At 65.1% G+C, this 23,451-nt stretch carries 25 protein-coding genes; 12 read left to right on the top strand and 13 right to left on the bottom strand.

All coding sequences use genetic code 11. The features are described 5' to 3' along the window. Nucleotides 1–148: 148 nt before the first annotated feature. The 9 genes from ABIA70_RS13895 to ABIA70_RS13855 all read right to left on the bottom strand — a co-directional run bounded on the left by ABIA70_RS13895 (nucleotide 149) and on the right by ABIA70_RS13855 (nucleotide 8,429). On the bottom strand, nucleotides 149–667 hold the full coding sequence (locus tag ABIA70_RS13895) for a YtxH domain-containing protein (protein ID WP_354148136.1): 519 nt from the start codon (nucleotides 665–667) through the stop codon (nucleotides 149–151). A gap of 111 nt (nucleotides 668–778) precedes the next feature. Then, complete coding sequence (locus ABIA70_RS13890; RefSeq protein ID WP_108599113.1) at nucleotides 779–1,045, bottom strand: GlsB/YeaQ/YmgE family stress response membrane protein; 267 nt, start codon at nucleotides 1,043–1,045, stop codon at nucleotides 779–781. 134 nt (nucleotides 1,046–1,179) lie between these two features. Further along, nucleotides 1,180–2,013 (bottom strand): aldo/keto reductase, encoded by an 834-nt coding sequence (locus ABIA70_RS13885; protein ID WP_354148135.1) that lies wholly within the window; start codon nucleotides 2,011–2,013, stop codon nucleotides 1,180–1,182. Between the two features lie 28 nt (nucleotides 2,014–2,041). Beyond that, complete coding sequence (locus ABIA70_RS13880) at nucleotides 2,042–4,597, bottom strand: rhamnogalacturonan lyase (protein WP_354148134.1); 2,556 nt, start codon at nucleotides 4,595–4,597, stop codon at nucleotides 2,042–2,044. A 122-nt stretch (nucleotides 4,598–4,719) separates the two neighbouring features. Beyond that, nucleotides 4,720–4,944, bottom strand: a complete 225-nt coding sequence (locus tag ABIA70_RS13875) for a helix-turn-helix domain-containing protein (RefSeq protein ID WP_354148133.1) — start codon at nucleotides 4,942–4,944, stop codon at nucleotides 4,720–4,722. Beyond that, nucleotides 4,944–5,435, bottom strand: a complete 492-nt coding sequence (locus tag ABIA70_RS13870) for a DUF2975 domain-containing protein (protein ID WP_354148132.1) — start codon at nucleotides 5,433–5,435, stop codon at nucleotides 4,944–4,946. The genes ABIA70_RS13875 and ABIA70_RS13870 overlap by 1 nt, the downstream gene beginning before the upstream one ends. 95 nt (nucleotides 5,436–5,530) lie before the next feature. Beyond that, entirely contained in the window at nucleotides 5,531–6,589 is a 1,059-nt protein-coding gene (locus ABIA70_RS13865) for an NAD-dependent epimerase/dehydratase family protein (protein ID WP_502917204.1), read from the bottom strand. Between the two features lie 2 nt (nucleotides 6,590–6,591). Then, nucleotides 6,592–7,554 carry an aldo/keto reductase gene (locus ABIA70_RS13860; protein ID WP_354148130.1) on the bottom strand — a complete coding sequence of 321 codons (963 nt, stop codon included), beginning with the start codon at nucleotides 7,552–7,554 and terminating at the stop codon, nucleotides 6,592–6,594. Between the two features lie 53 nt (nucleotides 7,555–7,607). Continuing rightward, a complete protein-coding gene (locus ABIA70_RS13855) occupies nucleotides 7,608–8,429 on the bottom strand; it encodes an aldo/keto reductase (protein WP_354148129.1) in 822 nt (273 codons plus the stop codon). 193 nt (nucleotides 8,430–8,622) lie between these two features. Here ABIA70_RS13855 and ABIA70_RS13850 point away from each other — a divergent pair, with 193 nt between their 5' ends. Next, a complete protein-coding gene (locus tag ABIA70_RS13850; RefSeq protein WP_354148128.1) occupies nucleotides 8,623–9,525 on the top strand; it encodes a helix-turn-helix domain-containing protein in 903 nt (300 codons plus the stop codon). A 48-nt stretch (nucleotides 9,526–9,573) separates the two neighbouring features. Here the strand turns inward: ABIA70_RS13850 and ABIA70_RS13845 are convergent, their stop codons facing one another. Both ABIA70_RS13845 and ABIA70_RS13840 read right to left on the bottom strand, forming a co-directional pair. Continuing rightward, a complete protein-coding gene (locus tag ABIA70_RS13845) occupies nucleotides 9,574–9,786 on the bottom strand; it encodes a dodecin (protein WP_354148127.1) in 213 nt (70 codons plus the stop codon). A 95-nt stretch (nucleotides 9,787–9,881) separates the two neighbouring features. After that, complete coding sequence (locus ABIA70_RS13840; RefSeq protein WP_354148126.1) at nucleotides 9,882–10,595, bottom strand: FadR/GntR family transcriptional regulator; 714 nt, start codon at nucleotides 10,593–10,595, stop codon at nucleotides 9,882–9,884. Between the two features lie 157 nt (nucleotides 10,596–10,752). Here ABIA70_RS13840 and ABIA70_RS13835 point away from each other — a divergent pair, with 157 nt between their 5' ends. The 9 genes from ABIA70_RS13835 (at nucleotide 10,753) to ABIA70_RS13795 (ending at nucleotide 19,411) form a co-directional block, all read left to right on the top strand. Beyond that, nucleotides 10,753–12,231 (top strand): four-carbon acid sugar kinase family protein, encoded by a 1,479-nt coding sequence (locus ABIA70_RS13835; RefSeq protein ID WP_354148125.1) that lies wholly within the window; start codon nucleotides 10,753–10,755, stop codon nucleotides 12,229–12,231. Nucleotides 12,232–12,283: 52 nt separating this feature from the next. Beyond that, on the top strand, nucleotides 12,284–13,186 hold the full coding sequence (locus ABIA70_RS13830) for an NAD(P)-dependent oxidoreductase (RefSeq protein ID WP_354148124.1): 903 nt from the start codon (nucleotides 12,284–12,286) through the stop codon (nucleotides 13,184–13,186). A 161-nt stretch (nucleotides 13,187–13,347) separates the two neighbouring features. Next, a complete protein-coding gene (locus tag ABIA70_RS13825) occupies nucleotides 13,348–14,814 on the top strand; it encodes a GntP family transporter (protein WP_354148123.1) in 1,467 nt (488 codons plus the stop codon). Further along, the gene (locus ABIA70_RS13820; RefSeq protein ID WP_354148122.1) at nucleotides 14,814–15,665 is read left to right on the top strand and encodes a class II fructose-bisphosphate aldolase; all 852 of its coding nucleotides are present in this window, start codon (nucleotides 14,814–14,816) and stop codon (nucleotides 15,663–15,665) included. The genes ABIA70_RS13825 and ABIA70_RS13820 overlap by 1 nt, the downstream gene beginning before the upstream one ends. Before the next feature lie 59 nt (nucleotides 15,666–15,724). After that, nucleotides 15,725–16,129 (top strand): DUF1304 domain-containing protein, encoded by a 405-nt coding sequence (locus tag ABIA70_RS13815; RefSeq protein WP_354148121.1) that lies wholly within the window; start codon nucleotides 15,725–15,727, stop codon nucleotides 16,127–16,129. Between the two features lie 125 nt (nucleotides 16,130–16,254). Then, complete coding sequence (locus ABIA70_RS13810; RefSeq protein ID WP_354148120.1) at nucleotides 16,255–17,598, top strand: acyltransferase family protein; 1,344 nt, start codon at nucleotides 16,255–16,257, stop codon at nucleotides 17,596–17,598. Then, nucleotides 17,595–17,924: a GNAT family N-acetyltransferase gene (locus tag ABIA70_RS13805; protein WP_354148119.1), complete on the top strand. Its 330-nt coding sequence runs from the start codon at nucleotides 17,595–17,597 to the stop codon at nucleotides 17,922–17,924. Before ABIA70_RS13810 ends, ABIA70_RS13805 begins: the two co-directional genes overlap by 4 nt. Before the next feature lie 115 nt (nucleotides 17,925–18,039). After that, a complete protein-coding gene (locus ABIA70_RS13800) occupies nucleotides 18,040–18,579 on the top strand; it encodes a hypothetical protein (RefSeq protein ID WP_354148118.1) in 540 nt (179 codons plus the stop codon). Between the two features lie 43 nt (nucleotides 18,580–18,622). Then, nucleotides 18,623–19,411: an SDR family NAD(P)-dependent oxidoreductase gene (locus ABIA70_RS13795; protein ID WP_354148117.1), complete on the top strand. Its 789-nt coding sequence runs from the start codon at nucleotides 18,623–18,625 to the stop codon at nucleotides 19,409–19,411. Here ABIA70_RS13795 and ABIA70_RS13790 read toward each other — a convergent pair. Both ABIA70_RS13790 and ABIA70_RS13785 read right to left on the bottom strand, forming a co-directional pair. After that, nucleotides 19,368–20,462: an FUSC family protein gene (locus ABIA70_RS13790; protein ID WP_354148116.1), complete on the bottom strand. Its 1,095-nt coding sequence runs from the start codon at nucleotides 20,460–20,462 to the stop codon at nucleotides 19,368–19,370. The two genes, ABIA70_RS13795 and ABIA70_RS13790, sit on opposite strands and share 44 nt — an antisense overlap. A 205-nt stretch (nucleotides 20,463–20,667) precedes the next feature. Beyond that, nucleotides 20,668–22,308, bottom strand: coding sequence for an MFS transporter (locus ABIA70_RS13785; protein ID WP_354148115.1), 1,641 nt, complete (start codon nucleotides 22,306–22,308; stop codon nucleotides 20,668–20,670). Nucleotides 22,309–22,798: 490 nt separating this feature from the next. On the opposite strand from ABIA70_RS13785, the gene ABIA70_RS13780 reads away from it, so the two are divergent. After that, nucleotides 22,799–23,032: a hypothetical protein gene (locus tag ABIA70_RS13780; protein ID WP_354148114.1), complete on the top strand. Its 234-nt coding sequence runs from the start codon at nucleotides 22,799–22,801 to the stop codon at nucleotides 23,030–23,032. 79 nt (nucleotides 23,033–23,111) lie between these two features. Then, the gene (locus ABIA70_RS13775) at nucleotides 23,112–23,372 is read left to right on the top strand and encodes a hypothetical protein (protein WP_354148113.1); all 261 of its coding nucleotides are present in this window, start codon (nucleotides 23,112–23,114) and stop codon (nucleotides 23,370–23,372) included. Nucleotides 23,373–23,451 lie beyond the last annotated feature (79 nt).

Raw genomic sequence — 23,451 nt, 5'->3', positions numbered from 1 at the left:
CTGCGCAAAAAACGCTCAAAACGCTGCCGGCCGCCGCGTCCCCCAAGGATCGCGACGGCCAGCAAGGTCAAACAGTTTTAGCACAGTTCCGTCCTGACCTCAGTGTCAAGTGGCGGGCCTGCGTAACGTTCCGGGCAGGAAGCCGGAATCAGTCCCTTCGCGGGTCCACGTTCGTGGCTGCCCCGGCGGGTGTGGCGCCACCTTCATCGGACCAGTCCTGGCCCTGGGCGTCATTGAGGGCAGGATCGGATTCAACATCCGAAGTCCCCAGATTGACTGTTTCCGGGTGCGTGCTGTGGGCCGGGATGTGGTCCCCTGCACCGGCTGCGCCGGCAACCCCAGCTGTGGCGGCAACGCCCGAGGTGCCCGTGCCGCCGGACGGCGTTCCGGCGTCGGACGTCTTGCCCTTGCCCGAGGTGGTGTCGTGGTGCATGGCAGAACCAATGACAGTTCCGGCGCGCCGTGCGGCCTCACCCAACTGGTCAGCCAAATCCGGGGCCTTTTCCTTGATGGCCTCCGTGGCTGCCGTGACCTTATCCTGGACAGGTTTGCTGTCCCAGATGCCTGCTGCCCTGGTCTTGAGCTTTTCGTACGCTTCGCGGCCGGACCGCGAACCCAGGACGTAGCCTGCCGCAACCCCGATACCCAAAAGAAGTTTGTTTTTCATGATGAACTCCTGCTCCGTGAGAAGGTTTTCAGTCCGGGCCTACTGGCCGGGAGAATAGAAAACCGGCCCGGGGATTTTGTCCCCAGGCCGGTTTCCTGGCGCGCGTCGCAATTAGCTGCGGACGCCGCGCTTGGTGATCATGCCGTAAACGAGAAGCACGATGAGGGCGCCGCCAATGGCGAGCAGCCAGGTCTGCAGGGAGAAGAACTCCTGCAGGCCGGTACCGAAGATCATTCCACCGATCCAGCCGCCGAGCAGTGCTCCAACGACGCCGAGTACGAGGGTGATGATCCAGCCGCCACCCTGCTTGCCCGGGAGGATCGCCTTAGCGATCGCGCCAGCGATAAGGCCGAGAATCAGAAATGCAAGAAATCCCATTTTTACGTTCCTCTTCCTAAGTAAAGGAGGTTCCCGGATCCCGGGAACGCTTAATCCTTCTGCCCTAATAGTAATCATGCTTACTATCGGTTTGCCAACCCCGTCCGTTATAAAAAGGCCACGTCAGTGCCTTTTCAGTGCCCCGTAGAGTCCGAGTCGTTGCCAGCTCCGGAGCCCTCGTCGAGGATGGCAATTTCCGCGAGATCAAGCGGATCCAGGGCAAAGTCGAAGACATCCAGATTCTCCCTCATCCGCTCCGGATTTCCGGACTTGGGAATCGTTACAAGACCCTGCTGAATATGCCACCGCAACACGACCTGGGCAGGCGTTTTGTCGTACTTTTCAGCCAGCTGAACAAGGATGGGAGCGCTCAAAAGGTCCCCTCCTGAGCCTCCCAGCGGACTGTAGGACTCCGTGACAATGCCGAGCTTCGTGTGGAAGTCCCGCTCCGCGATCCTCGTGATGGCAGGGCTGAGCTGGATCTGGTTCACCGCAGGAACCACATCCGTTTCCGCGAGCAGCCGCTCCAGATGCGCAGTTTTGAAGTTGGACACACCGATTGACCGGACTTTTCCCTCCGCCAAAAGCCGCTCGAACGTTTTCCATGTGGAGATGTACTCGTCACGCTGGGGGAGCGGCCAGTGGATCAGCAAAAGGTCCACATAGTCCAGCCCCATCCGCTCAAGGGAACCGTCCAACCCCTCCATGGCGCGGTCGTTTCCCTGGAACTGGCCATCCAGCTTGGTGGTGATGAAAAGTTCGCCACGATTCACCCCGCTGGCCCTGATTCCGTCGCCAACGCCTTTTTCGTTGCCGTATTTCACTGCCGTGTCAATGTGCCGGTACCCGGCTTCCACGGCGCGTACGACGGCGGCAGTCACCTGTTCGTCGTCCAGCGGCCAGGTGCCCAGACCCAGCTGCGGGATGCTGTGACCGTCATTGAGCTTGATCAGCGGTGCGAGTGTCATCTCAACAGTCTCTCCTGCTTTTGCCTTCCTAGCCCTCGAATGCGGCGAGAATATTGGCGGCCTGGTAATCCAGCACGGTCCGCGCAAGGTCGGACACCTCGTCAGGGTTCTTTTGCTGGTCCAGGAACTCCACGAAGCGTGCGATGGCCTGCCCCGCCTTGGAGGCATCGCCGTCGGACACAGCCGTGGCAGCCTGCTGCACACTCGCGGCCAGCTGTTTGGCCACCGGCCCCGACACCCCGCCGGACTCAACCAAATCCTCCAGGGTCTGCTGGAGCGCCTTGACGCTGCCCGGGAGCCACGCAGCGCGCAGGGGAACGTCTGTGAAGTCCATGTCCGAGGCGAAGTAGAAGTCCGTGTACGACGGCTGGTTGTAGGCGGTGTTCTGCCGCGCTACCTCTGCCCGGTACTGCGGATCGTGCATCAGTGTGTAGAGCTTGTGGTTGGTCACTTCGGTGCTCATGAACATGCGAAGGGCGGAGCTGTCGGCCGTCCGGACCAGCATCTCCTCGCGCCAGTCACCCACGACGTCGGCCACGAGGCTCGGCGTGCCCTTGGTGCCGTTGTTGGTGCGGGTGCCCGTCGCGGTCAGCAGCCGGCCGCGCTTGAAGTCATCGATGGTGGGTGTCTGTTCCTGGGCGCCATTGATGATTTGCGTGGTCATGTCCGCAGCCCACTTGATGCTCATGTTGGTGCCGGGTGCGGTGCTGGAGAGCTTGTCACCGTCGGCCGACTGCATCCCGATGGCCCAGTTCTCGATGCCGGGGACAGCAGGGTCCACGTCGCCGATCATGCCGCGGCCGGTGTCCTTGCCGGAGTAGGCACCGAACAGGACCTCACCGGTGGCGGCATCACGCATCGCATAGCCATAAGGGGCGTAGGTGGCGCCTTCGTGCACCGAGAAGATTTCCTTGCCGGGGCGGTTTGGATCGATGTCGGTGACGTGCATGGCGTCGCCGTGGCCCAGCCGGGCCTCCACGCCGGGAGCGGCGCTGGCAGCCGGCAGGGTGTCAAACGAGCTGTAGAGCAGCGAGCCGTCGTCGTCGATTGTGGCGGAACCATAGACAATCTCCTGCTTGCCGTCGCCGTCCACATCGGAGGCGCTCAGCGAGTGGAAGCCCTGGGTGGTGAGCTTGCCGTACACCGGATCCGTGCCGTCGCGGCCGTGCGGAGAGTCGTTGAACGGGTTGGTCATGGGCGCCCATCCGGAGTCCACATTCCAGACGGGGGAGAGGTTGGCGCCGTCCCACGTGTAGCTGGCAAGCGTTGTGCGGGTGTAGTAACCGCGGGCAAACACGGCGGCCGGCTTCTTGCCGTCCAGGTAGGCGACGCCCGCCAGGAACCTGTCCACGCGGTTGCCGGGTTCGATCCGGGCCATGGCGTAGTCGCCCCACATCAGGCCGTCGTCGTGCCTGCCGGGCTCGTACGCGACAGTCTTCAGTTCCTTGCCCGTGGCCCCCTCGAACACCGTGAGGTATTCCGGGCCGGACACGATGAAGCCTTCGAAGGCGCGCAGGTTGTTCCGGGCGCTCCGGGACGGTGCGTAGACGTCCATGAAGTAGCTGGCCACGGCTTCGGCGTCCGTGCGGGACAGCGGGTACTGGTACTTCGGCGCGATGCCAAAGGCTTCTTCCAGGGTGGCGGGCCAGTTGCCGGCCTTCACCTCGGGGTGGTCGCTCCAGCCCTGGAAGGTGTCCACTATGTGCTGGTAGTAGTCGGCTGCGCTCATCCGGTAGTCATCGGCGTTGGAGAAGCCGGCGTCCAGGTCCGACTGGAGCATGGAGATGAAGGACTCGCCTGCCACCGAACCGTCCGGGTTGTAGGAGATGGTCTTGGTGCCCGGTGCCGTCTTGAACATCATCTCGGCACGTCCGTCGCCGTCGAAGTCGTTCACCAGCATCTGGGTGTAGTGGGCACCGGCGCGGATGTTGACACCCAGGTCGATGCGGTGCAGCAGGGTGCCGTCGGCCTTGTAGGTGTCCACGTAAGTGTTGCCCGTGTAGCCCACCTGTGAGACGTCCTTGGAGTTGTTCGGATCCCACTTGACCACGAACTCGTACTGGCCGTCGCCGTCCACGTCGCCCACCGAGGTGTCGTTGGCCGAGTAGGTGTACGGCTGACCCGCGGGGGTGACGCCGTCGGCCGGCTTCTTCAGCGGGATGTCCTTGAAGTTTCCGCCCCAGGAGGTGGCGGCGGCGCTCTCATCCAGTTCAACGCCGCCGACGACGGCGCGCACGTCATACTTCGAGGTCGCAGTTCCAGCGGGGTCAAGGTAGTTGGTGCTGTCCGTGACAGTGGCGAGTCTCTGCCCGTCCCGGTAAACATTGAAATCGGTGCCGGTCAGGCCCGTTGCGGTGGAACCGGTCGCCTCGTGGCCCAGGAGGCGCCAGCTGAGAAAAACACCCTCCGACGTGCCGGCGGCAACCAGCCCGCGGTCCAGGTGGTCCAGCTGAACGCCTGGCGAACTGGGTTTTACGGAAGGCCCGACGGCGATTGCCGGGGTGCTGAGGCAGCCGACGGTCAGTGCCAGGCCGGCTACGGCGGCCACAGACAGGTGGCGCACGGATTTCCTACTCGGATTCATCAGTGAATCCTTTCAATTTTGGATTGGGAAAACGCTTCCCCAGTAACCTAGCGGGGGTGGCGACCACAATCAAGCCTTGCGCCGGGTCGGTAATAAGGGTATTTAGAACGTTGTAGAGAGGGTCAGTCGGTGGTGCCGTCCGTCTCGGGCTCCCAACGCAACAGGTCGCCGGGCTGGCACTCGAGGACGTCGCACAGCGCCTCGAGCGTGGTGAAGCGCACGGCCTTGGCGCGGCCGTTCTTGAGCACCGCCAGGTTGGCAGGGGTGATTCCCACGCGATCCGCGAGCGTGCCCACGGCCATTTTCCGCCTGGCCAGCATCACGTCGATGTCCACGACGATGGGCATCAGATCACCTCGTCGAGCTCGGTCCGGAGGTGCTTCGCCTCTGCATCAAGTGCCACGGCCTGCGCCAACAGCGTCCGGAGCACCCGGACGATCAGCGCCACCCCTGCGATCAGAAACGATGCGCCGCAGATAAGCAGGACCACACCGGGAGCAGCCTCGCCGGGTGCGAGCATCACTGCAAGGGCGAACACCAGCACTGACGCGGCTGCCACTGCCCAGAAGATGATGTCCACGTAGCGGAAGGCGCCGTGCGAGAACACCGCGCTCCTCCGTGCCATCGTCAGGAGGCGCCAGACACACACGAGCGTGACCTGGACGCTGACGATACCCAGCACCACGATCAGGAGGGCCAAGATGCGCGTGCCGGTGTCCGCGCCGGACTCTTCAAGGTCCGTGGACAGCAGCGGAACCATCCGCACCTGGACAAAGAGCGAGCCGGCCAGGGCCGCGGCCAGTACTACGCGCAACGCAACGGTGGTCAGTTTTCCCACGGGGTCTCCTAGAGTATCGATTTACGGTGAAAGTCTATCGATAATCAATAGGTGCGGCAAGGTTTGGCACCTCCGGGAGCGGCCCCTCGTCAGCCCTAGCGCCGTGCCCACCTGACCAGGCGGTCGCTCAGGTCCATGAACTTCGGGTTCACCACCTGCAGGTCAGGATGGGCGTCGTGCCACTGAACGATTTCCCGGGCGCCGTCCGCGAACGGGATGCTGGCTGCGTAGCCAGGCACCAACGACTTGATCTTGGCGTTGTCGAACACCACCGAGTGGGACCTGTCGCCCAGAAGGCCGGGCCCCAGTTCGGGAATCTGCCCGGCATTCTGTGCAGCGATCGTCTCCGACGCCACGTGGACCAGTTCGGGCTCGGGAACGCCGGCCGCCCGGGCAAACAGCCGGTAGATCTGGTTCCAGGGCAGGAACTCATCCGAGGTGATGGTGTAGCTCTCGCCAACTGCCTGGGGCCTGCCGAGGAGCCCAACGAAGGCCTTCGCGAAGTCCCTGCTGTGCGTCACCGTCCACAGGGACGTGCCGTCGCCGTGCACCACCACAGGCTCGCCGGTGCGCATCCGGTGGATGTCAGTCCAGCCGCCCAGCATGGCGATCCTGGTGCGGTCGTAGGTATGGGAGGGCCGCACCACCGTGACCGGAAAGTCCTCCGAACGGTATGCCTCGAACAGCAGGTCCTCGCAGGCAATCTTGTTGCGCGAATACTGCCAGAACGGGTTCTTCAAAGGCGTGGATTCCAGGATCGGCAGCAGGGTGGGCGGCTTCTGGTAAGCCGACGCGGAACTGATGAACACATACTGTCCGGTCCGGCCGCGGAACAGATCCATACTGGCGCGCGCCTGGTCCGGAGTGAAGGCAATAAAGTCCGCGACGGCGTCGAACTCCCGGCCGCCCAGCACCTCCCGCACGGCTGCCGGATCGCGCACATCCGCATGCAGGACCTCGGCACCCTCCTGCACGGGCCGGCCTGAAGACTGTCCCCGGTTGAGGACAGTCAGCCGGTGCCCCAGCGCGACGGCGCGATCTGCCGCCGCCGCGCTGATAACGCCCGTACCGCCGATGAAGAGGATGTTCCGCGGCGCCACCGTGTCCTCAGGAAGGGTGCCAGGACCGGCGCCAGGAACAGGCGGAGTCACCACGCTTAGTCTTCGGGAGCGGGGCGGTACCCCGGGAAGATGTCATCGAGCCGCTTGAGCGCATCGGCATCGAGCGTGACATCCAAAGCCCGGATGGCGGCGTCGAGCTGTGACTGCGTCCTCGGTCCCACGATCGGTGCGGTAACCGCAGGTTGGTGGAGCAGCCAGGCGAGTGCGACGTCGCCGGGTGCGTGGCCCAGTTCGTCCGCGAAATCCTCGTACTGCTGGATCTGGTCCTGGTGCTTCTTCAGGGTTTCAAGGGCCCGGCCCTCAGTGCGGCGGACGCCCTGTTCCTGCTTCTTCAGCACGCCGCCCAGAAGGCCGCCCTGCAGTGGTGACCAGGGGATGAGTCCCAGGCCGTACTGCTGTGCCGACGGGATGACCTCAAGTTCCACCTCGCGGCGGAAGAGGTTGTAGATGGATTGCTCGCTGACCAGGCCCGTGTAGTTCCGCCGCCGGGCGGCTTCCTGTGCCTGTGCGATGTGCCAGCCGGCGAAGTTGCTGCTGCCGGAGTACAGGATCTTGCCCTGCTGGACGGCTACTTCGATGGCCTGCCAGATTTCGTCCCACGGGGTGTCCCGGTCGATGTGGTGGAACTGGTACACGTCGATGTAGTCGGTCTGCAACCGCTTCAGGCTGGCGTCCAGCGCGCGGCGGATGTTCAGGGCGGAAAGCTTGGATTCATTGGGGCGCTCAGTCATGGTGCCGTACAGCTTGGTGGCCAGGACTGTCCGTTCGCGCCGCTCGCCGCCCTGGGCGAACCAGCGGCCAATGATCTCTTCGGTCCAGCCGCGGTGCCCGGTGCCGCCGTACACATTGGCTGTATCGAAGAAGTTGATGCCGGAGTCCAGGGCGGAGTCCATGATCGAGTGGGCGTCTGCTTCCTCGGTCTGGGGCCCGAAGTTCATGGTGCCGAGGCACAGGCGGGAGACCTTGAGGCCGGAGCGGCCAAGGTGGGTGTACTGCATGGGTGGATCCTTAGTGTCGGTGAGGAGTGTCGGTGGGGATTGGGTGCGCGGGGCTAGAGCTGTGTAAAGGACGCGACGGCGGGATCGGAACCGATGCGCGCGCCCGACTCGAGTTCGGTGATGGACGCGAGTTCGTCGTCGCTGAGCGTCAGGGACGAGGCAGCCAGGTTCTCCCGCATCCGGGATGAATCGGCTGATTTGGGGATGACGATGTTGCCGGCGGCAAGATGCCAGGCGAGGACCACCTGCGCGGTGGTGGCGTTGTGGGCCTGGGCAATCGCGGTGACGGCGCGCCCGTTGAGGTCCCCGCCCTGGCCCAGCGGACTGTATGCCTCCACCTCAATGCCCAGGGCCCGGCACTTCGCCGCTAACTCCGCCTGCTGGTAGCTGGGGTGCAGTTCGATCTGGTTGACGGCAGGAACAACTTCCGCGGAGGCCAGGAGTGTATCCACGTGATCGGACAGGAAGTTCGATACGCCGATGGCACGGATCTCGTTGTTGGCATACAAACGTTCCATCTCCTTCCAGGCCTGGACGTACAGGTCCTGGGACGGCACCGGCCAGTGGATGAGGTACAGGTCCACGAAGTCCAGGCCCAGTGCTTTGCGGCTGTTCTGGAATGCCTCCTGGGCCCGGCCCTGCTCGCCGTTGCGGAGTTTTGTGGTGATGAAAAGTTCTTCGCGCGGAATCCCGGCGGCGGCAATAGCGGCGCCCACGCCGGCTTCATTGCGGTAGGCGGCGGCTGTGTCGATGTGGCGGTAGCCGGCCTCCAGGGCATCTTCGATGATCCGCTGGGTGTCTTCCGGCGGAACCTGGAAGACTCCGAAACCCAGTTGGGGGATGGTAACGCCGTTGTTCAGGGTCAGCTCTGACATGATGTGGCTCCTTTGCTGCGGGTATTGCCTACGCTGCGGGTTTGCTGGGAAAACGCTTTCGGGAAGGCCCACAATGAGCCTATGCAGTTTTGTGCCGATAGTCAGCCCTTGACCCTGTGCCTGTTTGTCCTAGGACTGCCAGTCCTACCTTCGTTGTAGAAAGCGGTCATTGGACCGGGGCACAATGGGGTGCATGGGTCAGAGTGCCGAATTCGGGAAGTTCCTCAAAGCCATGCGGTCGCGGTTAGCCCCCGAGGATGCAGGAGCGGATGCGGGCTCCGGCGCGCGCAGGGTGCCCGGGCTTCGCCGCGAGGAAGTGGCCCGGCTCGCCGGTGTGAGCACCGACTACTACGTCCGTCTGGAACAGGGGCGGAACATCCATCCCTCCCGTGCGGTGCTGGACTCCGTGTCCCGTGCACTCCGTCTGGACAGCGGCGAGCATGCGCACATGATGGACCTGCTCGAAAACTGTGCCGCCACCACCCGAACCCCCGGACCCGCGCAGGGTGTGCGCCCGGCCTTGCGTCAGTTCCTGGAGGCCGTCGGCGACGTTCCCGCGCTGCTGCTGGGCCGCCGGACCGACGTCCTTGCCGGAAACCGGATGGCTTTCCTGCTTTTCGCAGATTTCCCGCAACTGCCTGCCCCCGAGCGCAACCTGACCCGCTGGCTGATCCTGGATCCGCAGGCACGGGAACTCTTCCGCGACTGGAAGACAGTGGCCGCGGAAGCCGCGGGCGCGCTGCGTGTGGACGTGGGCCGGCACCCGAACGACGCACAGGCAAACCAGCTGGTGGGGGAGCTGGCCGTCCACAGCGAGCACTTCCGCCAATGGTGGGCAGGGCACAGGGTGGCCACGAGGTCCTCCGGCATTGTCCGGCTCCACCACCCCGCCGTCGGCGATCTTGAACTGAGCTTTGAAAACCTCGTCCTCCCCGACGATCCGGACCAGCAACTCAGGGTGTTTTCCGCAAAGCCCGGTTCGCCGTCGGCCGATGCCCTGCTCCTGCTGGGCAGCCTGGGCGCCCCGGCATTACCGGAACTGACCGAAGTGGTCACCGCTGAAGCTCTTCGGCCCGCTGACCCCGGGAAACAGTGATGGCCGCACCCCGAGGGGTGCAGCCATCACCTGCGGATCGAGTGGTGGTCAGTGTTCTTCCAGGCGGAAGCCGAGCTTGATGGTGACCTGCCAGTCTGCGATCTTGCCGTCCTCGAGGTGACCGCGGACTTCCTTGACCTCAAACCAGTCGAGGTGGCGCAGGGTCTGGGATGCCTTGGCAATGCCATTACGGACGGCGTCGTCCACGCCCTGGGTTGATGTGCCGACAATTTCAGAAATGCTGTACGTGTGGTTGGACAACTTCGCTCCTCGTGATCGCCTTCGAGTCCCGGTTTGCGGACCGTCCTTGCAGACTAGTAGGACTTCCGGGCCGGGGGAAGTGTCACATCCCGTGGTCAGGCGCCCCGGGGTGCCTCGAGGACAAGGTTCTTCAGGTCATCGAGGGTCTGTTGCATGTGCGCGTCCATGGCTTCACGGGAGCGCGATGCGTCGCGTGACTCCAGTGCCTCCGCGATGTTCTGGTGATGCCCGATCGCGTGCTCCTGGATCTCCGGGACGACGGATGTTTCAGCCCTGCGCTTTTCCAGCACCCGGTGCAAAGGCTCAAAAAGGACGGCCACAAACACGTTCTCGGACGCGCGCAGGATCACGTCGTGGAAGGCGAGATCGGCCTCCACGAACGCGGCGACGTCGTTGACGTCATGAGCAGCACGCATCGCAGCCACATGGCCGAATAGTGCCTGCACATCCGCATCACCGATCCGGGCCGAGGCAAGTTCGCACGCACCGGTTTCGAGCATCCGGCGCAGTTCGATGAGCTGAACCGATGCGTCCGCCTCGTTCTTGCCCTCCGAAGCCGCGCGGAGCACAGCTTCCAGGGACGCCCAGCGGTTCAGCGGGTTCACGAAGGTGCCGCGGCCACGTTCGACACTGAGGATCCGTTGCGCCTCAAGGGTCTTCATGGCCTCGCGGACGGTCATGCGGCTTACGTCGTGCCGGGCGCTGAGTTCAAGCTCGCCGGGCACGCTGGATCCGGGCGGGAAGTCCCCGGCGATGATCCGGTCGAGGAGTTCGTCGGCAACGACGCCCACCAGTGATTTCCGTGCCATGTTCCCCCTGCCGCCCTCGCCGTATATGTCTGACAAGTCTACTTGCGCAGCTTCCCTGTGGTGTGCCACACTATTTCAAATGTTAGATGTCAGACATCTTACAGCTACGCAAAATTACGAGACTCACCACCATAGATTTCACACAACGGAGTGCATAGTGACGCTTGAAGCAGACATCCTGGCGGCCTTCCCGGCCGAGGTCCAGATTCCCGCCCGCCTCGTTGCCGACGCGGTCGCCGCCTCCAGTGCGGTAACTCCCAAGATGCTGGTAGTGCTCGACGATGACCCCACCGGAACGCAGTCCGTTTCAGATCTGCCTGTGCTCACCAGCTGGGACGTGGAAGATTTCATCTGGGCCTTCGCCCAAGCCAAACCCGCTGTGTACGTGTTGACCAACACCCGCAGCCTGGATCCCGCCGAAGCTGCCGCACGGAACGAGGAAGTGGTCCGCAACGCGCTGGCCGCCGCCAGCTCCAGCAAAGCCGGTTCCAACCTGCGGCTGGGGTTCGTCAGCCGCAGCGACTCAACCCTCCGCGGGCACTACCCGCTGGAACCCGACGTTATCGCCGCCACCGTCGCTGAGGTCACCGGCGAACAGACCGACGGCGTGGTGCTGGTTCCAGCCTTCCCCGACGCCGGCCGCGTGACCATCGGCGGCGTGCACTACATGCGCGGCACCGGTGAGGCTGCAGGACAGCTCACGCCCGTGGCCGAGACCGAATTCGCCAAGGACGCCAGCTTCGGCTTCGCCAACTCGGACATGGCCAAATACGTGGAGGAGAAGTCGCACGGCCGCTTCGCCGCAGAGTCGGTGATCGTGCTGGACCTGAACATCATCCGCGCCTCCACCGACCCGCAGGTCACCGCCAATGCGATCGCTGACGCCATCGCGCCGGCCACCAATTCCACCCCGGTCGTGGCGGACATCGTTACCGAGAACGACCTCCGCGCCCTGTCCCTGGGCCTGGAAGAAGCCGAACGCCGCGGCAAGAAGCTGCTGTACCGGGTTGGGCCGCCGTTCGGACGTGCCCGGATCGGCCAGGAAATCCGCGCCGAACTCAGCGGCGCCGAAGCCTATGCGGGCAACACCCCGTCCACCGCCGGCGGCCTGATCGTGGTCGGCTCCCACGTGGGCGTCACCACCCGCCAGCTCAAGGCACTGACGGAACAGCACAGCGCGGCCCGCATCGTTGAGATCGACGTCGAGAAGCTGCTGGGCGACTCCGCTGACGCCTACCTGGACCAGACAGTCAGCACTGTGGTGGACGCCCTCCACGGGGGAGACGTGATCGTCCACACCAGCCGCCTGCTCATCAAGACCGACGACGCTGCCGAAAGCCTGCGGATTGCGCGCACCGTCTCAGCCGCCGTCGTCGCGGTGGTGAACCGGACCCTCAAGACCTTCCCGCCCCGGTTCGTCATTGCCAAGGGCGGCATCACTTCCTCGGACGTCGCCGCCCACGGGCTGGAAATCCGCCACGCCATTGTCCGCGGGCCCATGCTCCCGGGCATCGTAAGCCTCTGGGAGCCGGTGGACGGCCCCGCCAAGGGCATCCCATACATCGTCTTCGCCGGCAACGTGGGCGACGACCAGTCCCTCGCCGACGTCACCCGCAAGCTCAGCAACACTTTCTAGCCAGCTTCATCACGGGCATTCAGCCCGATCACCAGTTTCAAAGGAGAACACCATGACCAGCAACTACACCGTCACCGTCCTGGGCCTGGGTGCCATGGGCCTGCCGATGGCCACCCGCCTTGCCAGCGAGCTCACCGTGCACGGCTTCGACATCGCCGAGCCGCGCCTGAAGCTCGCCGAAGAAGCCGGCATCCGCACCTTTGCCTCAGCCCGGGAAGCAGCCCGGGGCGCCGATGCCCTGCTGCTGGCGGTCCGCAACGGCGAGCAGCTCAACGATGTTCTCTTCGGCGAAAACGGCGTGGCCTCCGTGCTTGAGCCCGGCGCCGTCGTGATCCTGGGCAGCACAGTCGGCACCGAAGCCATCCCGGCCACCGTGGCCCGCCTGGCCGAATACGGCGTCGAGCTCGTTGACGCCCCGCTGTCCGGCGGTCCCAAGCGCGCCGGCGAAGGCGACCTGCTGATCGTCGTCGGGGCTTCCCCCGAGGCCCGCGAAAAGGCTGCGCCGGCGCTTGAACTCCTCGCCTCCACCCTGACCGTCGTGGGTGACAAGCCCGGCGACGGCCAGGCCCTCAAGACCGTCAACCAGCTCCTGTGCGGCATCCACATTGCGGCCGCCGCCGAGGCCATGGCCCTCGCCGATGCCCTCGGCCTGGACCAGGCCAAGACCCTCGCCGCCCTCGAGGCAGGCGCCGCAGGGTCGTTCATGCTCTCCAACCGCGGCCCGCGCATCCTCGAGGCCTACACCGAGGAAGGCGCCGAGGTCCTGTCCCGGCTGGACATCTTCGTCAAGGACATGGGCATCGTGGGCAAGGCCACCCGCGCCGCCGGCCTGGCCGCCCCCGTGGCCGCCGCCGCCGAGCAGCTCTACCTCCTGGGCCAGGCCCAGGGCCTCGCCGCCGCCGACGACTCAGCCGTCATCAAGGTCATCGCCCCCACGAAGCGCACCACCGCTTAAGCACCTCCACTTAACCACCTCGGAAAAGGTACGACGACGGCGGTCCCCCCTCCGCCGTCGTCGTACCCTCTCCGAGGTCCCCAGCGTCCAAGTCCGCCACCGCAACATCCAGCGCCCCATACAGCCCGTCTTCCGGAGACCGGCTTGTCAAAGGAGCCGCAATGAACGCCCTGATTAACCCCCTGATGGTGGGGGCAGCCGATGCCCCTGCCATCAAACCCGCCGTGGAGCTGGGTACTCCGCTGCTGCTCACCATCGCGGCCATTGGCATCGCCGTGCTGCTGGTGATGATCATCCGCTTCAAGATCCAGGCCTTCGTGGCCCTGCTGAGCGTGAGCATCGCCGTGGCCGTCGCCTCGCAGATCCCGCTCAAGGACGTCTTCACCGTTGTGGCCAACGGCGTGGGCGGCACCATGGGCAAAGTGGCGCTGCTCATTGCGCTCGGCGCCGTGCTGGGCCGCATGATCGAGGTTTCCGGCGGCGTGCAGTCCCTGGCCTCGCACTTCACCGCGAAGCTTGGCGCCAAGCGCGTGGCGGTGGCACTCACCGCTGTCGGCTTCCTGGTGGCCATCCCCGTGTTCTTCGAGGTCGGCATCATCGTGCTGGTCCCCATCGTCTACGCCTTCGCCAAGATCGCCAACGTCCACCCGGTCAAATTCGGGCTGCCGATGGCCGGCATCATGCTCGCCATCCACGTTGCCGTGCCGCCGCATCCCGGCATCGTGGCAGGCGCCGGCGTGTTCGGTGCCGACATTGGCCTGATCACCCTGATCTCACTGATCATCTGCATCCCTCTGGGCTTCCTGTCCTACTTTGTTGCCGGCATCATGAACCGGAAGGACTACGAGCTGCTCCCCGGCGTCAAGGCCCAGGTGGAAGAGTTCGGCTCGGATTCCCTGGTGAAGGTGGGCCACGACGGCCCCGGCGCAGCAGCGATTGCCCCTCCCCGCCCGGCCCTGATCATGTTCCTCATCGCCGCGCCGATCGTCCAGATCCTGATCGGCACCCTGGGCACGCTCACCATTCCCAAGGACAACTCCTGGTACGGGCTGGCGGCTTTCATCGGAAACCCGTTCTTCGCCCTCCTGGTGGCCGTTGCCCTGTCCTTCTTCCTGCTGGCTGTGCGCCGCAACTGGTCGCTCCGGGAAACCGGCGAGATCTTCGAAGGCGCACTGCCTCCCATCGCCTCCATCCTGATGGTGGTTGCCGCCGGCGGCGTGTTCGGTGAAGTCCTGCGCACCTCCGGGATCGGCGCCGCGCTGTCCCAGACCCTTGACCACCTGGGCCTGCCGGTCATAGTGCTCGGCTTCGTCATCTCCCTGGCGCTCCGCGCAGCCCAGGGTTCGGCCACGGTTGCCATCGTCACCACCACAGGCCTGCTGACCTCGGCCGTGATGGAAGGCGGCTATTCACCGGCCCAGATCGCCGTCATCGTGATCGCCATCGGCTTCGGCGCGCTGGGCCTGTCGCACGTGACCGACGCCGGCTTCTGGACCGTGGTGCGCTACTACGGCCTCACCGTGTCCGACGGACTCCGCACCTGGACCGTGCTCACCACCATCCTCGGCCTGGCCGGCTTCGCCCTGACCTTCGGTGCCTGGATCCTGGTGGGAGGGCTGGGCGTCTGATGCGCACCCGACTCGACCACCTGGTCACCTCCGCCCTGCAGCAGGGCTCGGCCGTTCCGGCGTTCACCTGCTACGACTTCACCACCGCGCTGGCCGTTGTGGGGGCCGCTGAAGACTCGGGCCACGGCATCATCCTGCTGGTGGCCCCTAAAACAGCCGCGACCCCCCACGGCCTGCGCCTGATCGCAGCCCTCCGCGGGCTGGCAGATGCCGCGTCCGTTCCGGTGGCGGTCCAGTTGGACCACGCAACTGACCTGCGCGTGATGGCCGACGCCGTCGCTGCGGGGGCGGATTCGGTCCTCGCCGACGGCTCGTCCCTTCCGTATGAGGAGAACATCGCGCTGGTCCGTGAGGCGCGCGCCCTGCTCGGTGCCGGCGTCGTGCTTGAAGCGGAACTCGGCGGCCTCGCCGGCGACGAGGACCGGGCTTTCGGCGCGGACGAGGCGGGCGTTGACGTCGCCGGCCTGACGGACTCCGCCCTGGTGGAGGACTTCGTGGCCCGGACCGGCGCAGAGCTTCTGGCTGTGGCCGTGGGCAACGTGCACGGCAAGTACAAGGGCGAGCCGCAGCTCCGCTGGGACGTCCTCCAGGACATCGCCGTGCGGACGCACATCCCGCTGGTGCTCCACGGTGCCTCCGGCATTCCGGCGGACGAGCTGGTCAAGGCCGCCGCCATGAACGTGGGCAAGGTGAACTTCAATACCGAGCTCCGCACCGGGGTGCTGGCCACGCTCCAGGAGCAGCTGCCGGCGCACCGGGCCGACGGCGAAAACCTCCAGGGACTGCTGGGACACTGGAACGCCTCGGCCCGGGAATTCGCAACTGCGGCGCTGGGCATGCTTACCCGCTGACGCTCCGGCTCCTGGAGGCACACGCCAGGACCAAATTGCAGGGAGGCTAGGATCGAGCCATGATCCTGGCCTCCCTTGTTTTCGCGTTCCTCGCAGCCGCGCTCCACGTGTACATCTTCACCATGGAGTCCCTCACCTGGACGAGGCCCGCAACCTGGAAGAGGTTCGGCCTGGCATCGCAGGCTGACGCGGAAACCACCAGGCCCCTCGCTTACAACCAGGGCTTCTACAACCTGTTCCTGGCCATCGGCGCGTTCGTTGGAGTCGGCTGCGTGGCGTTCGCACCGCCGGGATCCGTCCAGCCGGTGGTGGGCTGGACCCTCATGTTCACATGCTGCGGTTCAATGCTGCTCGCCGCCGTAGTGCTTGCCCTCAGCGGGCGGAAGTACCTCCGCGCCGCGGTGCTGCAAGGCACGACGCCGTTACTCGCCGTCGTACTCGGTCTCATCGCGCTGCCCGGCTAGGCCCCGGAGGTGCCTTGATGGTGGCACCGGGCGCTGGCCACAGGTGCCACCCGGGCGGACAATGTACGTAACAACATGCAGGCATCGGCAGCATCTGGCGCAGGCAGGGACCGTAGGTGAGTGGCATGAAGGAACAATGGCCAACACCGCCGGGCGAAGCGGAGATTAACCGTGACCTCGGCATCGACGTTATCCGTTTCGTGTGCCTGGCCCTGGTGGTGGTGAGCCATTGCATGATGGTCAGCCCTGTCCTCCACCCCGACGGAACGGTGACCAGCCAGAACACGCTGGGGGACCAGCCCTGGTTCGAGCCCGTCATCTGGATCTTTATGGTGATGCCGCTGTTCTTCGTCACCGGCGGAATCACCGGCCTGCAATCCTGGCTGCGGCTCAAGGACCGCGGTGGAACCGGCTTCGATTTCGCCCAGGCCCGGCTACTCCGGCTCGTCCGGCCCGCGGCAGCTCTCCTGGCACTGATGTTTGTGGGCCTGTGGGCGGCACGGCTGCTGGGTGTGGACCCCCAGGTGACGCAGCTGATCGCCACCGGGGCGGGCATGCCGCTCTGGTTCCTCGCGGCCTATCTCGCGGCCCAGCTGAATATCCCGCTGCTCGCGCGGTTCCATCGGCGCGCACCCTGGCTGACCCTTGCCGCCCTGGTGGCGCTCGTGGTGGCCGTGGACTGCTTGCGCGGAACGCTGCCCCAGCTCGCCTACGCAAATCTCGTCTTCGTGTGGTGTTCCGTGCAGCAACTGGGTTTCCTGATGGCCGACGGTCATCTTGCCAGGCTCACGCGGTCCGGCCTGGTGGGACTGATCGTCGCCGCCAACCTGTTGCTGGGCCTGATCACAGGGCTGGGCCTCTACTCGGGAAACATGCTGGTCAACCTCAACCCGCCCAACCTGTGCCTCTTCATCCTGGGTGTCTCGCAGGCCGCCGCTCTCCAGCTTTTCCGGCCGGAGATGAACTGGATCTCCGGCATACATTGGGTCCGGGCGGTGGTATCCATGGCCGGGCGACGTGCCATGACGGTGTACCTGTGGCATTTGCCGTTGCTGGCTGCGATGTCCGGGCTGCTGCTCCTGACCGATTTCCCCAAACCCGCGGCCGGAACAGCGGCATGGTGGTGGGCGCGGCCCCTGGTGCTTACCGGCGTCGTCGCCCTTTTGCTGCCCGTGATTGTTGTTTTCGGGCGCCTTGAGGAACGTCCGACGGCGGCGGTCCACGCCCGCGGCAGGCCCGCCGCCGCGGTGGTGACGGCCGCCGTCGTCGTCTTCATTCCGGTGGCGGATGCCGCCTTCAATGGCCTCACCCTCGCACTGCTCGGCGGCGGGGCAGCTTGCTTCGCCCTGGCTGTCCTGCTGCTGGGAAGGGTCCCGGAGCGGGTACCCGTCCACGTTGTTTCCGAATCCGGGAACGGGGAGGGCGGGGCATTGCCAGCGGGGCCAAGTAGTGCCAGTGTCGAACCATGACTGAGAACATGGTTTCCACTGAGGACAAATTCAGCCCGGACGTGTCGCTGGCACGGGATGACGAGCATCACTTCTACGAGCTGAGGGTGGGCGGCAAGATCGCCGTCCAGTCCTTTTTCCGGGACCGGCCCGGACACGTGGATTTCACCCACACGGAGACCGCGGAGGAATTTGCGGGCCAGGGGCTGGGCAAGGTGCTGGCCCACTTCGCCCTCGACGACGTCGTCGCTTCAGGAAAGCGGATCATTCCGCATTGCCCGTTCATCAGCAGCTACCTCCGCAAGCACGAGGGCTACGAACAGCACATCGACTGGCCCGAAGAATAGCCGCCCGGCGGACCAGGCCTCCCAGGGGGATTCGAACCTTGTGAGCCGGGCAGCAACTTCGTAAAGTCGTAGGTGGGCCATGCAGCCGGCCTACGGTACTTCCGCGGAGATTCCCGTGAGCCACAGACTTTCCCACCACAAGCTTCGGGTCGTTGTCCATTGCGATGTGGATCCCGGGCAGGTAAGGGTGGACGTCGGTGGGTGCCTGACGCAGTCCACCTTTCCGGCTCTCCTGCACCTGCTGCTCCGGGCTCACCGGCTGGTGTCCAGCCCGGCAATAGCGCTGGACCTGCGGCGCGCAATCCATCTGGACGCAGGGGTCCTGGCGCACCTTCGCCTCCTGGCCGGTCCCGGCCGCCCACAGCCCGGGCAGCGCGATGTCCTGCGCCAGGGGCTGGCCTGGGCAGTGGCCGCGGCCCTTGAGGAGGCCGAACATCTTCGGCTGACCCTCATCGAACCGGTTTACCTGCCGGTGTGCCCCGTCCATTCCGGCACGCACTTCGAGGCTGCGCGCCGGGACGCGGCCGAAGCCTCGATGGTGGAACACCCGAGCCAGCCGACCGATCCGGCCAGCCCGGTGCGCCCGTCACGCGCCGCGTCGGCCAAGCGGGCACAGCGCGAACGGTCAAACAAGGCCGCCCATATCCATCTCTGAGGGCAAGCAGCAGTGGAGCGGGCCTCCGGTTAGGCTTGGGGCCATGACGCCACAGGACAGCGGGACCACAGCCGTGATTACAGGGGCCAGCGCGGGCATTGGCGCCGAGTTCGCCCGGCAACTCGCCAGCCAGGGCCATGACCTGGTACTGGTGGCCCGCGACCGTGCCCGCCTCGAAAAAGCAGCGGCGGACCTGGAACAGCAGTACGGAATCACCGCTGAGGTGCTGCCCGCGGACCTGACGGACGACGCCGGGATGGCCGCCGTCGTCGGACGTCTCACCGACAGTGCGAGGCCCGTGGAAATCCTGGTGAACAATGCGGGCCGCGGACTGTTGGGGGAGTTCGAGGAGAACAGCATCGGGGACGAGAAACAGGGGCTGGTGCTGCACTGCCAGGTGCCGCTTGAACTCACCCATGCCGTCCTGCCGGGCATGCTGGCCCGTGGTTCCGGCAGGATCATCAACGTGGCCAGCATTGCAGCTTTTCTGCCGCGGGGGACTTACTCTGCGGCGAAGGCCTGGCTGCTGAGCTTCAGCCGCTGGGCAAACGCGGCGTACGGGAAGCGGGGCGTGAAGGTCACTGCGGTGTGCCCCGGCCTTACCCGTACGGAATTCCACGAGCGGATGGGGCAGGACAAATCGGTGACGCCGCCCTGGCTGTGGCTGACCGCCGAGCGCGTGGTCCGCGAAGGACTGGCGGACAGCCTCCGTGGCAGGGCATTGTCCATCCCGTCCATGCGCTACAAGGCGCTGGCTGTGGTGGGGCCGCTGTTGCATGGGCGCCTGGTTAACGGGCCTGCGCGCCGCCTGAAGCAGCTCCGCGGCCAATAAGGGTGGTCCCGCTGCGGCGCCGCACGGTCACCACCACCAGGATCCCCACCACGGCACCCACAAAGGTCTCCAATGCGCGCTCCGTGATCAGGACCCCTGGCGAGGCGGGTGCGGCCAGTTGGGTCATCAGGAGGATGACCGGCGTGAAGGAGACCATCGCCAGTCCGTAGTGCCGTGTCATAAACAGCTCGGTGGTGAACTGGAAAACGATGACCAGGATGGCCAGCATCGCCACATGGTGCACGCCGTAAAACTCCGCGGGAAGCCACGGGCCGGGAACCAGGACGACGGCGGTAACGGCCAGGCCGAGCAAGGTCCCTACGATGCGGTGGATTCCGCGGCGGACGCTGCTGGGCAGATCGGCGCCGGCGAGCGGAACGGCGGCTGCTGCCATTGCCCAATGGGGATGGCCGCTGCCGCTGAGCACTCCGATGGACCCGGCGACGCCTGTTGCCAGGACGTACCGCGCTGCGTGCACAGCTGCCAGCCGGCGGGCATTTCCGCGCAGGGGCCGTGCATCGCGGGCCGCTCCGGGCTGCCACACCCGGGCCCGGACCCACCCGCCGAAACCCACTGCCAGCGAGAATGCGGCAGCTGCTGCGGCGATGAGCAGGGCAACGAACCACGGGACGGCTGTTGGTACGGAGGCGCAGGCACCCAGGGCGAGTATGCCGAAGAACGGGCCATTGGGCCTTAGCCGAACCCTGTCCGCAAACACCGAGCCGGCTCCGGCAAGCAAGGCCTCCACGCCCACGAGCCACCAGGACTGGAGGTGGCTGACGGACAGGAAGACCCCTGTTGCGACGCCGCCGAGGAGCACCAGCGCTGCCTGGGACTGGTGCCTCAGCCGCAGCTGGTGGGATTCTGCCCGACCGTACATTCCGGTGAGGGCCCCGAAGACGGCGTAGATGATGAGGTCCGGGCGCCCCAAACCCAGGAGGACAAGGGAGGGCACGGCTACACTCAGGGCGACCCGGAGGGCGGCGAGGTGATCGTTGTTTGCCGGCTCCAGCCTGTGGAAGGCACGTAACTGGCGCAGGACAGGCTTCACGGATCACACCAACCTTCGGTTGTGGCTCCTTTGGTGAAGCCTTCCGGAAATTATCACGGCCCGTTCCCGCTGGGCATCATGCCGTACACGGGACGTAACCTGCTGCGGCCAGACACGGCTGAGGCCCGCCCTGCGTGATTCCCCCAAGGAAATCACGCAGCACGGGCCACCTGAGCGTGGACTACAAGACGCAGTCAGCCTTGCCTCAGTTCGCTCCTGCGGGCACCTTGTCGGCTGCCGCGCTCGCCGTCGTGATGTCCTGGGTCTCGAACGGCATTTCGGCCAGGTCAATCAGCGGATTGTCATCCTGGCCGGCAACGAGTTCACGCGCCTCTGCCTGGGTGTCCACGCTGGGCATGGAGCCCGGCAGCGGACGCTGGGCCGATTCCTTCAGGAAGTAGATGGCCACTGCGCCGATCGCAGAGGTGCCCATCAGGTAGTAGGCCGGCATCATGTCATCGCCCGTGGCAGTGATGAGGGCGGCCACGATGAACGGCGTGGTTCCGCCGAAGATCGCCACGGAGAAGTTGTACGCAATTCCCATGGCGCCGTAACGGCTGGACGTAGGGAACTGGGCCGGCAGTGCCGAGGCAAGGTTGGCCACGTAGAACGTCACCGGGAAGGCGATCAGGGCCAGGCCGGCCAGGGTGGACCAGATGTCCCCGATACCGATCAGCAGGAATGCAGGCGTCGCCAGGACTACAGTGCTCAACGCGCCGATCCAGAGGACCGGGCGGCGGCCAATGCGGTCGGACAGCTTGCCGGTCAGCGGGATGCAGAGGCTCATGATGACCAGCACGGGGATGGTCAGCAAGGTGCCGTGGACCGGATCGTACCCCTTGGATTCGGTGAGGTACGTGGGCATGTAAGACGTGAGGGCATAGCCTGCAGTGTTGGCGGCGGCCACCAGGATCATGGCCACGATGATGGAGCGCCAGTAGGCCTTGACGATGCCAACCGGTCCCTTGACCACGGCTTCGTCGCCGGCTGCGGCGTGCTTGGCGAGGTCCTCCTGGGCATCCAGTGTTGCCTGGAACTGCGGGGATTCCTCGATCTTGCTACGGAAGTACACGGCGATCAGGCCAAGCGGGCCGGCGATGAGGAACGGAATCCTCCAGCCCCACTCTTCCATGGCAGCCTGACCCATAGTCAGCTGCAGGACGGAGACGAGGGCGGCGCCGAGCGCGAACCCCATGTAGCTGCCCATATCCAGGAAGCTGGCAAAGAATCCGCGGCGTTTATCCGGCGCGTACTCGCTCACGAAGGTGGTGGCACCGGCATATTCGCCGCCTGTGGAGAACCCTTGGACAACCTTGAGCAGCACCAGGAGGGCCGCGGCCCACATGCCGATCTGGGCATAGCCGGGCAGCAGGCCGATGGCGAAGGTGCTGGCGGCCATGATCATCAGGGTGGTGGCCAGAATCTTCTGGCGGCCTATCTTGTCGCCGAGCCAGCCGAAGATCACTCCGCCAAGGGGACGGGCAATGAAGGTGGCGGCGAAGGTTCCCAAGAGGAACAGGGTTTGGGTGCTCGGATCGGATTCCGGCAGGAACACCGGTCCCATCGTGGTGATGAGGTAGCCGAACACGCCGACGTCGTACCACTCCATGGTGTTACCCACGATGGTTCCGCCCAGCGCTTTTTTCAGCATTGGCTGGTTTACGACGTTCACGTCGGATTCTTTGAGCCGACGGCGGCCGAGGAGCTTGGGTTTCCTCGCGCTCCTGGGCGCTGCGCTGTCGTGTATTGCGCTGTCATGTACTGCGTTTTCCGGTACTGCGTTGCTGGTTCTGCGGGCGTTGTTCGCGCCTGCTGAAGAGTCGGTCGTGCTTCGGTCTGTGGGCATTTGGGCGACTCCTATGGAGGTCATTTGCTTGCGACTTGTAGCTGCCCCGCTCTGGGCAGGCCTTCAATTTTACGCGAATTCTCTGGTAACTGAGAGCTGGATGGCGTAGGGTGGCCTGTTTCGGTGCCTTTACGGGCATGTTTTGCGGAACTTTCTTTCGGCGATCCTGCGGCTCCATTACTGGCATCCGATGGGTTGGCGGGTTCCCCAGCTAATCTTTTTTCGCTCCTGCTTGGTTTGCCGGCTTTTGGCGCGCGCGGGAGGCCCGAAAAGTGACGGCCGCCACCAGCGTGGCGCGGCCTGGCAGCCTGTTCGGGCTGGTACGGGCACCCTCGCTGCAAGGGGTTCACAAGCTGCTCCGACCCTGCCTATTGTTGTGCCATGGGAACACTGATTTTTGAGTAGGCGGATGCCCGTGGCCTGGTTTCGCAGGCCTCGTCCCGGCCGAGCTCGTCAGATACGCTGATTCCCCTCAGAAAGGTTCCAAAGAATGACTAAAGATTCTGCTTCAAGCAACCCCGAAACCACTGCCGAAAGCGCCCACGAAACCTCCGGGCAGCCCGAACCGAAGGGGGTCCGCTCCCGGCTGACTGACGCCCAGAAGGCGATGCTCGCCAGCAAGTCCAGGGGCGGGGACGCCGGGCTGCAAAGCGTAGGCAAGAGCCACAAACCAACACATGTCAGTGGCAAACAGGGGCCGGCGGAGAAGAAAGTCCGCTGGTAATTCGCGGGTAATCCAACTTCAGGAATTATTTTGCCCCCATTTCAGGGAGCGCTTCATTTCGTCGTAGAAAGGAAGAACAATGGCTAAAAAAATGACTGATGCAAAGATCCAACCAGAGGTCGCGGGCCATCTCGCGGCAGCCATGGACCAGCCGGCATTCCCCGGCCCGGCCGCCATTGCCGTGGGCAGGGCCATGGCGGGAGAGCAGCACTGGCCGGATGGCAATGGGAAGAACCGCCACCCCAAGGAAAACAATACGATGCACGGCCGGCCCGGACATGAAGCAGCCGTGACTGCTGTTCACCGGACCGGCCGGCCCCAGATGCCGCACTCCTCCTAGGGAGCGAAGGGCGTCTTAGGAAGCCCAGGGCGTCTGGGGACAGGCAGAAGGCCTGGGGACACGCAAAAGGCCTGGGGAC

This window comes from Arthrobacter sp. 754, from assembly GCF_040548695.1.
Classification (GTDB): domain Bacteria; phylum Actinomycetota; class Actinomycetes; order Actinomycetales; family Micrococcaceae; genus Arthrobacter.
This window is presented reverse-complemented; position numbering and strand designations above follow the sequence as displayed.

Coding starts and splice junctions, on each gene's coding strand:
- ABIA70_RS13830 (WP_354148124.1), top strand. CDS start 12,284: ATGACCAGCAACTACACCGTCACCGTCCTGGGCCTGGGTGCCATGGGC.
- ABIA70_RS13880 (WP_354148134.1), bottom strand. CDS start 4,597: ATGAATCCGAGTAGGAAATCCGTGCGCCACCTGTCTGTGGCCGCCGTA.
- ABIA70_RS13795 (WP_354148117.1), top strand. CDS start 18,623: ATGACGCCACAGGACAGCGGGACCACAGCCGTGATTACAGGGGCCAGC.
- ABIA70_RS13895 (WP_354148136.1), bottom strand. CDS start 667: ATGAAAAACAAACTTCTTTTGGGTATCGGGGTTGCGGCAGGCTACGTC.
- ABIA70_RS13840 (WP_354148126.1), bottom strand. CDS start 10,595: ATGGCACGGAAATCACTGGTGGGCGTCGTTGCCGACGAACTCCTCGAC.
- ABIA70_RS13860 (WP_354148130.1), bottom strand. CDS start 7,554: ATGCAGTACACCCACCTTGGCCGCTCCGGCCTCAAGGTCTCCCGCCTG.
- ABIA70_RS13810 (WP_354148120.1), top strand. CDS start 16,255: ATGAAGGAACAATGGCCAACACCGCCGGGCGAAGCGGAGATTAACCGT.
- ABIA70_RS13805 (WP_354148119.1), top strand. CDS start 17,595: ATGACTGAGAACATGGTTTCCACTGAGGACAAATTCAGCCCGGACGTG.
- ABIA70_RS13855 (WP_354148129.1), bottom strand. CDS start 8,429: ATGTCAGAGCTGACCCTGAACAACGGCGTTACCATCCCCCAACTGGGT.
- ABIA70_RS13785 (WP_354148115.1), bottom strand. CDS start 22,308: ATGCCCACAGACCGAAGCACGACCGACTCTTCAGCAGGCGCGAACAAC.
- ABIA70_RS13780 (WP_354148114.1), top strand. CDS start 22,799: ATGACTAAAGATTCTGCTTCAAGCAACCCCGAAACCACTGCCGAAAGC.
- ABIA70_RS13890 (WP_108599113.1), bottom strand. CDS start 1,045: ATGGGATTTCTTGCATTTCTGATTCTCGGCCTTATCGCTGGCGCGATC.
- ABIA70_RS13885 (WP_354148135.1), bottom strand. CDS start 2,013: ATGACACTCGCACCGCTGATCAAGCTCAATGACGGTCACAGCATCCCG.
- ABIA70_RS13825 (WP_354148123.1), top strand. CDS start 13,348: ATGAACGCCCTGATTAACCCCCTGATGGTGGGGGCAGCCGATGCCCCT.
- ABIA70_RS13815 (WP_354148121.1), top strand. CDS start 15,725: ATGATCCTGGCCTCCCTTGTTTTCGCGTTCCTCGCAGCCGCGCTCCAC.
- ABIA70_RS13850 (WP_354148128.1), top strand. CDS start 8,623: ATGGGTCAGAGTGCCGAATTCGGGAAGTTCCTCAAAGCCATGCGGTCG.
- ABIA70_RS13820 (WP_354148122.1), top strand. CDS start 14,814: ATGCGCACCCGACTCGACCACCTGGTCACCTCCGCCCTGCAGCAGGGC.
- ABIA70_RS13775 (WP_354148113.1), top strand. CDS start 23,112: ATGGCTAAAAAAATGACTGATGCAAAGATCCAACCAGAGGTCGCGGGC.
- ABIA70_RS13875 (WP_354148133.1), bottom strand. CDS start 4,944: ATGCCCATCGTCGTGGACATCGACGTGATGCTGGCCAGGCGGAAAATG.